Consider the following 10,858-nt stretch of genomic DNA (forward strand, 5'->3'; position numbering starts at 1 on the left):
CCACATAGGGGCTTCGGCGACACCTACACCCGCCTCGCGGCCGGATTCGCCGTCGGTGTCGCCACCGCCTGGCGCTACGTGCAGGAAGCAATCGTGCTGCTCGCCGCAGCGGCTGAGGACCTCGCGGCCGCGATGGACCGCATCCGCCGCCTGGCGTACGCGATCCTGGACGGCACCCTGATCCCGATCGACCGGGTGGCGGACCAGAAGCCCCACTACTCCGGCAAGCACAAGCGCCACGGGGTGAACGTGTAGGTCATCGCCGACCCGGCCGGCCGGCTTGTGTGGGCCTCGCCGGCGCTGCCGGGCTCGGCGCATGTCCTCACCGCCGCCCGCACCCACGGCATTATCGACGCGCTGACCAGCGGGGACGTGATGACCTTCGCCGACAAGACATCCGATGGGCGTAAGTGTCAAGCTGCGGCGGGGGCTTCGACCGGAATCGGAAAGGCCGTCGCTTCTCGGTAATGCTCCCGTGTCTTCAGGCAGTGGTGAAGGCAGCCGAGGAAGCGGTTGAACAGGTGGCGGAAGGCGGCGGCATGGCCGTCGCCGGTGGTTCGGCGCCGGTCGTAGTGGGCTCGCGCGCCGGGCGACTGGTTGAGCGCTGACAATCCCCAGGTGAAGCCGACAGCGGCGAGTCGGTCGTTCTTGATCCGGCGTTGTGAGACGACCAGGCTGCGGCCGGACGCACGCGTCACCGGTGCCGCCCCGGCGAACGCCTTCAACGATCGCGCGTCGGCGAAGCGGGCGCGGTCGTAGCCGATCTCGCCCAGCAGCCGTGCGCCGGCCTGGGCGGCGATGCCGAGGAAGCTGGTGATGATCTCGTAGTCCGGATGCTGCTGGAACGCTGTCTCGACGGCCGCCGACAGGTGGTCGATGCTCGCGCACGCCGTGGTGAGCGTGGCCAGCAGCCGCAGTGCTTGGACGCCCATCGCCTGCTCGACGAGCGGATCCTGATGCAGCTGGGGCCGGCGCAGGATTGTGTGGAGCTCGGCGGCGACCTCGTCGATGTTGCGGGAACAGCCGGCCCGGCGCAGCGCGGCGGCGATGCGGGCCCTGGACAGCGTGGCTGCCGCGGCGGGAGTCGGGGCGAGCTCCAGCAAGGCCCGGGTCAGTGGTGTGGCCAGGTTCCCGCTGCGGTTGGCGGCAGCTTCGAGCATCGCCGGGTAGTACTCGCGCAGCAGCGACCGCAGCTCGTTGCCGGCCCGGGTGCGCCGCCACGTCGCGTCCTGGCAGGCACGAGCGAGGACGGCGATCGAGCGGGCGAGTTCGGTGTCGGCGGGCAGCCTCCGGTGCACATGCATGTCCGTGCGCAGGATGTTTGCCAACACGACCGCGTCGGCGTGGTCGGATTTCTTGCCCGACGCCGAGTAGCGTTCCCGATAGCGGGCGACGGCCATCGGGTTGATCGGGTAGACCGGGCGACCGGTGGCGCGCAGCGCTGCGACCAGCAGCCCACGCGGGGTCTCGATCGCTACCGGGATAAGGCAGCTGCTGCTGTCGCCGGCATCGGCCAGCATCGCCAGAAGCGTCTGAAGACCTTCGACGGACTCGGTGATGCGGGCCTTCGCCACCAGGGTGCCGTTCTCGTCGACGAGCGCGATGTCGTGGTGTTTCTCGGCCCAGTCGATGCCGCACGTGACCTTCACTATGTCCTCCATGCTGGTGTTTGGGCTGGTCTTTGCCCTGATCAGGATCGCGCGGCGCCCTAATGGAAAGGCTCGGTGGCCTGACATCAGATGAGCCGTCCTTGATCCCAGCAACCGGCACGGCTCCCCGTCTTACGTCGAGGGCTCCTGGCCCCGGATCACCGAGGGATGCTCCGTGCTGGCGGGCTCGAACCACGAACAGATCCAAGCGGACCCAATCCTGCAGAGCAGGCCGGGCCCTGCAGCAGCTCCCGCCTTGTCATGAGACGTCGAGCGCCGGGGATACCAAAGGAGTCGCGGCAAGCCCGACCCGCTCTGAACCCATTAGGGCTACCAAGGCTCCGGGCCTGCTGCACCGGCAGGTGACAGGTGTAGTCACGCGGCCTGACTGGCCGGTGGGTGCATGATGGTCTCGAATTCGACGGGGGTCAACCGGGACAGCGACCGCTGGCGCCGGCGGCGGTGGTAGGTCCGTTCGATCCAGGTCACGATCGCGATCCGTAGTTGCTGGCGGGTGGCCCACGTTCGCCGGTTGAGGACGTTGTTCTGCAGGAGGCCGAAGAAGGATTCCATGGCGGCGTTGTCGCCGGCGGCGCCGACGCGACCCATGGAGCCGACCATCCGGTGACGGTCCAGAGCGCGCCGCATCTTCCTGGACCGAAATTGCGACCCGCGGTCGGTGTGCAACACGCAACCGGCCAGGTCACCACGTCTGGCGGCGGCGTTGTCGAGTGCGGTGACGGCCAGGCGGGACTTCATCCGCGAGTCGATGGAATAGCCGACGATCCGGTGGGACCAGACATCCTTAATCGCGCAGAGGTAGAGCTTGCCCTCGCCGGTGTGGTGCTCGGTGATGTCGGCCAGCCACAGCCGGTTCGGACCGTCGGCGGTGAAGTCCCGCTGGACCAGGTCGTCGTGCACCGGTGGGCCTACCTTGCCGCCCTTGCCCCGACGCTTCCTCTTACCGAAGGCGCTCCACCAGCCGTTACCCGAGCAGATCCGCCACCCGGTGCGGTCGGCCATCGGCTGCCCGGCGTCGCGGGCCTCGTCGACCAGGAACCGGTAGCCGAACTCCGGATCGTCACGGTGGGCGTCGAACAACGCGTTGGTCCGGTACGCCGCCACCAGATCGGCGCTGGTGACGGGTCGGGCCAGCCACCGATAGTAGGGCTGACGAGCGATGTTCAGTACCCGGCACGTCACCGCGACGGGGATCCCGTCGGCGGCCAGCTCGCTCACGAGCGGGTAGAGCCTTTTCCCGGCAAGTTCGCCTGTGACAGGTAGGCGGTGGCCCGGCGCAGGACCTCGTTCTCCTGCTCCAACAACCGGATCCGCTTGCGCGCTTCGCGCAGCTCGGCGGATTCCCTGCTGGCCGTCCCGGACGTGGTCCCGGCGTCAACGTCGGCCTGGCGCAGCCACTTGAACAACGTCATCGGGTGAACCCCGAAGTCCTTCGCGACCTGCTCGACGGTCACTCCCGCCTCGCGGCCACGAGCGACCCGCACGACGTCATCACGAAACTCTCGGGGGTAGGGCTTGGGCACAGCGACATCCTTCCAGCCCGCCACCAGGGCAAGCCATCTCAGATGTCACCTATCGGTGCAGCAGACCCCTCCCGAGGCAGCGTGCATACGCCGTTTCAAGCGGCGCCACTTCCGGCCAAAGCTGTCACGCCGGCAGAAGACGATCAACCGGACGCACGCGCGGATCCGTGCTCGTGGCGAACGCGCGATCGCCACGCTCAAGACCTGGAAGATCCTGACCAAGCTGCGCTGCTGCCCTCGCCGCGCCACCACGATCGTGCAGGCCATCCTCGTCCTACACCACGTCGAAGCCAACCGCTACGCAGGATGAAAAAGGCTGTGAAGCTTGCTCTTGGCTGGCCTGGGGCTGGCTGGCAGGGTCAGCGTCATGATCGCGGCTGGGTGTGGCTCATGAAAATGGTGGCCCCGCGAGGTGCTCTCAGTGAGATCTGCCCATCCGGTCCGTGGTCGGGCGCCGGCCCTGCCCCTCTCGGTGGCTTGATCAGAAGCTTGCCCGGTCCGTGGCCGCGGGTCGTGGCTCATCACAGTCCTGCCTCGAGAACACACATCTCCCGGGCCGACGCCGTCACGACGTCTCCCCGGGAAGGCAGTACGCCCCATGGCCATCGTCACAGACCAGTACGACTTCGTCATCGGCGTGGACACCCACGCCGCCTCCCACACGCTCGCGCTGATCACCGCTGGCACCGGCGCACTCGGGCAGCAGGCTCAGTTCCCGACCAGCCCGTCAGGGCTGCGCCGTGCCGTCGACTGGATCCAACGCCACACCCACCACGCGCCGACGCTGATCGTCATCGACGGCGCCGGTTCCTACGGCGCCACCTTCACCGAGCAGCTTTCTGCAGCCGGCTTGACCGTCGCCGAGGCCCCTGACGTTGCGGCCACCACCCGGCGTCGCCGTGGCAAGAGCGACGTCGTGGACGCCCTCGCGATGGCCCAAGCAGCTCGCACCCTCGACATCAACGAACTGTGCTGGCCACGAGCCGGCGGCGACCGCACTGCCCTGCGCGTCCTGACAGCGGCTCGCGAACAGATGAGCGGCGAACGCACCCGCGCCGTCAACGCGCTGACCGCGCTGCTACGCACCGTCGACCTCGGCATCGACGCCCGCCGCGCCCTGACCACCACGACGATCGCCGCCGTCGCGGCCTGGCGCACCCGCAGCGACAACGCCACCCTGGCCGTCTGCCGCGCCGAGGCGATCCGCTTGGCGCGTCGCATCCGTGCCCTCGACACAGAACTCGCCGCCAACCACACCGCGCTACACAAAGCTGTCACCGCGCAAGCGCCACAACTGCTCGCCCTGCCAGGTGTCGGCGCCGTCGTCGCCGCCACCGTTCTACTCGCCTGGTCCCACCCTGGCCGCGTCCGCTCCGAAGCCGCGTTCGCTGCCCTGGCCGGCGCGTCACCGCTACCAGCCAGATCAGGCAACACCACCCGCTACCGGCTCAACCGCGGCGGCGACCGACGCCTCAACCGAGCGCTCTACACCGTCGCGCTGGTCCGCATGGGCCACGACCCTCGCACCCGCGACTACGTGACCCGCCGCACCCGCGAAGGACGCACCAAACGCGAGATCATGCGCAGCCTCAAGCGCTACATCAGCCGGCAACTCTTCCGGACCCTGAACGGCGCCCACTCAGCCACCAGCACCACTTGACAGCTATAGAAGCATCTCACTGGTCTCGCCGCCTCCGCAACCGCTGGGAGATCCGCGACGACATCCACGAAGCCTTCCTCACCCTCGCCTGCGCCATCGTCTGCTGGCGCCGACTCCAACGCTCGAAGAGTTAGGAGCTGTTATGCAGCAGACCCGGTGTCCGGTTCCAGGGGGTCACTTCACGCGTATGCCCGCACCGCCACTACGCAGCGTTGCCACCGAATGTGAGGCAGAGCCGTTAGCGAGACAGGCCCCATCGCAGCGCTGGAGTCTGCTGGTCATGCACGGGTGGCTGATTCGTCGCGAGTGTTGGCAGGGCTGTCAATCGCTTCGCCGCCGGGTGATGTTACTTGTGTCGCATCGGCGCGGCGAGCGGCGGCGATCACGTTCAGCCGGCGGACGTCCTGGCTAGCCAGCATCCCGAGTACGGAGAGCACCACCAACGCGGCGAGTATCAGCAGAGTGTCGCGGGTGCCGATCGCCGCGGCGATCGGGCCGACCGCAACTTGGCCGATGGGGATGGCGATGAAGGACCCCAACATGTCGTAGGAGTAGACGCGGGCCAGTCGGTCGGCGGGGATGTGCTGCGCGATCGAGGTCTCCCAGGCCACCGCGAACTGCGCGACCGCGATCCCGACTGCTGCCCCGGCGGTCAGCAGCACGACGAAATTGGGCGCCAGGGCCAGCCCCATCAGCAGAAACGACTCGGCGAACATGCAGGCCACACCGAGCAGCAGCAGTCGACGCACCCGGATCTGGAGGGCGATCAACCCGCCGATGATCATCCCGACGGTTTCCGCCGCCAGCACCATGCCCCAGGCGCTGCGACCGATCGTCTCGTCCGCGATGGCTGGACCGAGCACGTTCACGCCACCGACGAGCGCTGCGTTGAGGACCATGAAGCCGAGGACCACCACCCACACCCAGGTCCGCGCGGTGAACGCGGTCCAGCCCTCCCGAAGGTCGACGACGATGCTCGTGCCGGTGGTCGTTCCTTCCGGCAAGGCGACCCGGACTCCGGCGAACGCGGCGGCCGCGACGGCGAACGCGAGCGCGTCGACGGCGAGGCCCCAGCCGGGCCCGACGGCTGCCACCAGGATGCCGCCGAACACGGCCCCGCCGATCATCCCAGCGTTCATGCCGAGCCGGGTGATCGCGCTGGCCGGCTGGATCAACTCCGGCGGCACGGTCTGCGGAGCCAGGGCGGCTGAGGCGGGCTGAGCCAGCGCGCTCACGATGCCATTGGCTCCTGCCAGGACCAGCAGCAACGGGATCGTTGCCGTGCCGGTGAGCACCAGTGCGGCCACCGCCGCTTGCGTAAAAGCACCCAGCATGTTGGATCCGACCAACACGAGCCGGCGCGGAATCCGGTCGGCAACCACCCCGCCGAACAGAACGAACAGGACGTTCATCAGTGAGCGCGCGCCGACTACCAGGCCGAGGTCACCAACGGAGCCGGTCAGATCGAGGACGGCGAACGCCAGCGCGATCGGAGCGACCGTATTGCCCAGCGCGTTGACCAGCCGCCCGGCGCACAGATAGCGGAACGGGGCATATCGCAACGGCGCCAGCACGCACGTGATTGTATAGCAAATGCGTATCATCTTTGGAACGCCGAAGCCCAGTCAGCCTCGATCCGTCTCAGAGGATGTCTGATTCACGTATTTTGTGCATGTTGTGGGTTTAAGGCTGGGTCTGACCTGGCGATCCTGGGCGGACCGTTAGTGTTGAAGCTGCTGGTCCAGCGGGGCGAAGCCCAGCCGCATGCGCGAAGTCCGTTGGTCAACGTAAGCAGGCTGGTTGGTCCGTCACCGAGGCCTTCTTCCCAGGGTCGGTCGTAGGTCTATGATTTCAGGCGCGTCGGCCGCGTCGGTGGTGTGGCGTCGGAGCAGGTTCAGTAGGTCTTCTTGCCGTGGTTGGCCGAACGCCAGTCGGTATACCGCCAGGTCCGACTTGAGTCGGTCGAGTTTCGCTTGGTCGCGGCTGAGTGGGTAGGGCAGGACGTGTCGTTCGATCTTCGCCGGCCCGGGGAACACCCAGTACGGCGCGAAGTCGCCAAGCTCTCCGGAGACCGCTCGTGCTGCGTCGTAGAGGGCTTTCCACACGTCTGGCTCTGGGGAGCGTAGGGCGTCGGCGCGGTGTGCGGCGGCGATGTTGCGGCGTACGGCGTGTCCGCCGAAGCGGTGGACTCGGCCTTCGCGTTGTTCGAAGTCGACGGGGTTGGCGGGGGTGTTCCAGTGCACGACGGCGGAGCACCACTGGTGGAAGTCGATGCCTTCCTGGCCGGCGCTCGTGGTGGCGACGATGAATGGCCAGAAGGGGCTGTTGAAGGCTCGGCGTACGACTGCTTTGCGGTCGGCTTGGGCTTGTTCTTCGCCGCGGCCGCCGTAGCGCAGCGCGAACCGGCCGGGCAGTTTGATCCGCTCGGCGGGGCGGTGTGGGTTAAAGGCTTCGTAGGTTGACGGTCGGCTGGCGATCGCCTGCCGTGCCTCGTCGGCGAGCCGGTAGAGGTTCTTGTCGTCGAGGCGGGTGTCGGCGGTACCGCTGCGTAGGGTGTGCAGGTGCTCGTCGAGGACGGCCTGAAGATCACCGGCGGCGCAGTACCGCAGTACTGCCTGCCAGTAGACCGGGCCCATCGACAGGCTGTCGAGCAGTTGGGCGGATTCAGGGCGGTTGAACAGGGACCGCAGTCCGTTGGCCAGTACGGCTGCGGCGTGCCAGTGCCCTGCGGGTGTGATCGCGTCGTCGGGGTGGATGAGTCGGAACAGTGCCCGCCAGGCGATGTTGCCCGGCCCGTGCATGCCGATCGCCGCGACGCTGCCGAGCAGATTGTGGAGATGGTCTGCTGCCGGGTAGTGGGCATTGCTGGCCAGCTCACGGGCTCGTGCCACGTGCCGGTCTAGGCCGGTGGCTGTTGCGTCCTCGTCGGCGGAGGTACCCAGGGCGGCAGCGGCGTCGTCCGGGCCGGGGTCGGCGCCGGGCCACCGGAAGACCAGTTCCCACGGTTCGGCCGGGGTCGCTTCGGTGGCCGCCGTATCGGTGGAGGCGTGAGCGAGCAGCCGTTCCCGCACCTCGCGTTCGAACACGGCCAGCGGCGCGGTCTCGTCCGGTCGCTGCCGAGCTAGGGCCAGCGGGTCGCACAGTGTGGCCAGGGCGGGATGGGGCCAGAAGATTGCCAGGGCGCTCATTGCCGCTGGGCGGTTGTTCTCGGTGCGGTAGTCGAGGTGCCGGTGTCCCTCCCCGTGGCCGCCGAGCCGGCGTTCGGCCTCGTAGCTGAGTAGTCCGGCCACCGCGGTGGGGGTGGCGTTCCAGGAGGAGAACAACAGCCGCTTGGTGATGCCTTCGGCCGCTGCGGTGGCGAACGGTTCGTCGAGCGTGTGGTACGGCAGGGACGGGGGCAGCCACAGCAGTCGCCACCAGCCCCGGTCGACGGTGTCCGCGGCGAGTCGCCGTAGCCGGCCGTTGCCGAGATCGACGGGTTCTCGTCGGTCGATCGTGTCGGCGTCGAGCAGTTGCGCGGTGGCCAGCAGCGCGGTGACGTTGGGGTCCGGCTTGCCGTCGAGTGCTTTTCGGACCTTGTCGCCGAGTTGGTAGCCGTCGAGGAAGTTCAGGAAGTAGGGGGCGGACTTCCAGTACTCGATGGACATCCGTGCGTCGACGGCGTCGGCGACCCGGCGCATCGCCACGTAGCCGCGTACGTCACGGGTGTCGAGGTCGTCGGCGAGGTCGAGGTGTTCGCTCAGCATCCCGTCCTGGCCCAGCGCGGGCCGTTCGGTGCGGCACATGACCTGCAACAACAGGGCGCGCAGCCGGTCGCGCAGGTCGCCGCAGGGTTCGCCGCGTACCAGGGCGTCCCGGTAGGCCTCGAGTGCCTTCGTCACGTCGGTGTGCCAGGGCTCGTTGTCGGTGAGGAAGCGCAGGACCTGCCGGAAGTCGCGGTAGTGGTCCTCGCCGGCGCCGGCTTCCTCGGCGAAGGTGAACGGCTTGTACGGGGTGGCCGACAGCAGCAGCACCCGGGCGGCTCGATGGTCGAACAGGTGCCGGGCGAGTTCCGCGCTGTCGCCGCCGTCCGGGTCGAGGAGCTCCCGGAAGCGCTGGAACTCGTCGAGGATGACCAGGTCCGGGTCGAGGACCTCGACGCCGGCGGTGGCCAGCGCCGTTCGCAGGGCACCGGTGAGTTTGCGGGCCTTCTCCCGCAGCGCGTCGGGCAGGGCGGGGCGTCGACCGATGCCGTCGAGTAGCGCGTCGAACTCGTCGAGCAGGCCGCCGTGGCGGGCACGACGCAGGAACCCCTCGGTGATCGTCGGGTCGATTTCTCCGTCGAGCTGCTCCCAGAGCCTGTTGCACTGATCCTCGAACTTCTCAGGGGTGGCGACGGTCGCCTGCAACGCGCGCAGCGCGGCTCGGGTTCGCCAGCCGCCCCACGAGTGGGCCTGTTCGAGGAGCAGGAAGATCAGCGCCCGCTCCTCCACGGCACCGGTGCGCCAGCCCTGGTCGAAGGAGGTGCCCGGGGTGAACGCGATCAGATTGATCGGCTTGCCGGTGGTGGCGGTCGCGGCGTTGAGCCGGTGTGCGTGCTTGGCGAGCAGGGTCAGCCGGCTGGACAGGGTGACGGTCTTGTCGGCGGTGACCCGCAGCCAGCCGGTCGATGTTCTGCCGGGCGACGTCCTGGTTGGAGCAGACGTAGATGACGTCCACCCGTTCCACGCTGTCGTCGTCCTGCAGCCGTTGCAGGGTCTGGGCGATGACGCCCCTGGCCACGACGCTCTTGCCGAGTCCGGTCTCGTCGGCGACGAGGAACCGGCGGGTCGGGTCGGCACCGAAGTACCGGTCGACGACATGCGCGACGGTGGCGCGCTGGAAGTCCTTCAGGCCTGCCATGACCGGCCTCGCGTCGTACCGCTTCACCGGCCCACCGCCTCTGCCCTCGCGTCCCGTGCCTGGTCGATGACCCGCCACAGCTCGGTAAAGCCCGGCGGCAGCAGCCGCCTGCTGTCGCCGTCGGCTTCGATACGGGCGACCAACCGGGCCAGGTCGTCGAGCTGCTCCGGGCGGTCCACGAGAGCGTTGAGCAGCAGTTCGAGGATGCCGGTGCCGCCGGTACGCCAGATGCCCTGTCCGCCGGCGTCGCCGCTCACGGCGGCGGCAGCCTCGGTGCCGAGACCGAGCATCAACAGCAGGAACCGCAGGAACTTCTCCGGCGAGTCGATTTGCTGGGCGAGGACGTGGTCGAGCCGGTGGGCGGGGTCACCGATCAGGGTGGCGAGGACGATGGTCTGCTCCCGGCCCGTACGGTCTTCGGCGACCACCAGGACGAACGGGGTGATGTCGGCCAACGCGAGCCCGGCGAACACCGCAGACACCGGCTGCCCCGCAACCAGCGGCACAGCTTCCCCACGGCGGGTGTGCAACTGCGCGGTGATCCGTACACCCGTCACCTCAGGAACGGCTTCCTGCGAGTCGAGCCGGATCTCGTAGCCGCCGGCTGAGGTCGTGACGGTGGCTGACATGGGTATGGCGGCGATGTCACGGATGAGATCGCGTAGCAAACCGGTGTCAGGTTCCGGCTCGGTGACGTCTTGGCGTTCGTGCCGTTCGAGGATCTCCCGGAAACCGGCGTCGGGACCGAGGAGGGCGTTGATCCCCCACCGGTTCCGGCTGCCGCCCAGCTCTACCAGCAACTCGACGTTGCCGCTGAACGCCGCGTCGGTGGCGTTCGCCGAGCCGAGCAGGACCCGTGCCTGGTGGCCCTTCTCCACCACGTACACCTTCGCGTGCAGCCCGTGCAGCACCTCCTGGCCCGGCGGTGCCTCCTCGGCGGGCAGACCGGCCAAGGCGCTGACCACGAACGCCTCGGATCCGGCCAGGCTCCCCTCGGGCCCCTGTCTGTCAGGGTGAGTTGAGGCCAGCGGTTCATAGCAAGTCCGCCGGACAGGGCGAGTTCAGGATCGAGAAGCGTTGAATACTGCTGTAGACGTCGTGACGGCCCAGGATGGGGTCATGAG

General features: G+C 68.4%; 5 protein-coding genes and 3 pseudogenes. 3 read left to right on the forward strand and 5 right to left on the reverse strand.

Going from position 1 to position 10,858, the window contains the following annotated elements; translation table 11 throughout:
• Nucleotides 1-3 precede the first annotated feature (3 nt).
• Nucleotides 4-405: pseudogene (locus E1258_RS06465) on the forward strand (transposase family protein); the annotation flags it as partial.
• Nucleotides 406-413: 8 nt separating this feature from the next.
• Here the strand turns inward: E1258_RS06465 and E1258_RS06470 are convergent.
• Both E1258_RS06470 and E1258_RS06475 read right to left on the reverse strand, forming a co-directional pair.
• Complete coding sequence (locus E1258_RS06470; RefSeq protein WP_132397746.1) at nucleotides 414-1,661, reverse strand: IS110 family transposase; 1,248 nt, start codon at nucleotides 1,659-1,661, stop codon at nucleotides 414-416.
• 363 nt (nucleotides 1,662-2,024) lie between these two features.
• A protein-coding gene (locus tag E1258_RS06475; protein WP_132397733.1) for an IS3 family transposase occupies nucleotides 2,025-3,193 on the reverse strand; the annotation gives its coding sequence in 2 pieces (ribosomal slippage) (nucleotides 2,025-2,906 and nucleotides 2,909-3,193; 1,167 coding nt in all).
• A gap of 75 nt (nucleotides 3,194-3,268) precedes the next feature.
• Between E1258_RS06475 and E1258_RS06480 the strand changes: the two are divergent.
• Both E1258_RS06480 and E1258_RS06485 read left to right on the forward strand, forming a co-directional pair.
• Nucleotides 3,269-3,503: pseudogene (locus E1258_RS06480) on the forward strand (transposase family protein); the annotation flags it as partial.
• A 288-nt stretch (nucleotides 3,504-3,791) separates the two neighbouring features.
• Nucleotides 3,792-4,857: pseudogene (locus tag E1258_RS06485) on the forward strand (IS110 family transposase); the annotation flags it as partial.
• Nucleotides 4,858-5,131: 274 nt separating this feature from the next.
• On the opposite strand, the gene E1258_RS06495 reads toward E1258_RS06485, so the two are convergent.
• The 3 genes from E1258_RS06495 to E1258_RS06505 form a co-directional block, all read right to left on the reverse strand.
• Complete coding sequence (locus E1258_RS06495; protein ID WP_243715235.1) at nucleotides 5,132-6,427, reverse strand: MFS transporter; 1,296 nt, start codon at nucleotides 6,425-6,427, stop codon at nucleotides 5,132-5,134.
• 234 nt (nucleotides 6,428-6,661) lie between these two features.
• Nucleotides 6,662-9,673 (reverse strand): helicase-related protein, encoded by a 3,012-nt coding sequence (locus E1258_RS06500; RefSeq protein WP_207919446.1) that lies wholly within the window; start codon nucleotides 9,671-9,673, stop codon nucleotides 6,662-6,664.
• Between the two features lie 84 nt (nucleotides 9,674-9,757).
• Nucleotides 9,758-10,699 (reverse strand): phospholipase D family protein, encoded by a 942-nt coding sequence (locus E1258_RS06505; protein WP_132397741.1) that lies wholly within the window; start codon nucleotides 10,697-10,699, stop codon nucleotides 9,758-9,760.
• Nucleotides 10,700-10,858 lie beyond the last annotated feature (159 nt).

Origin of the sequence: Micromonospora sp. KC207, assembly GCF_004348615.1 — a bacterium.
Classification (GTDB): Bacteria; Actinomycetota; Actinomycetes; order Mycobacteriales; family Micromonosporaceae; genus Micromonospora.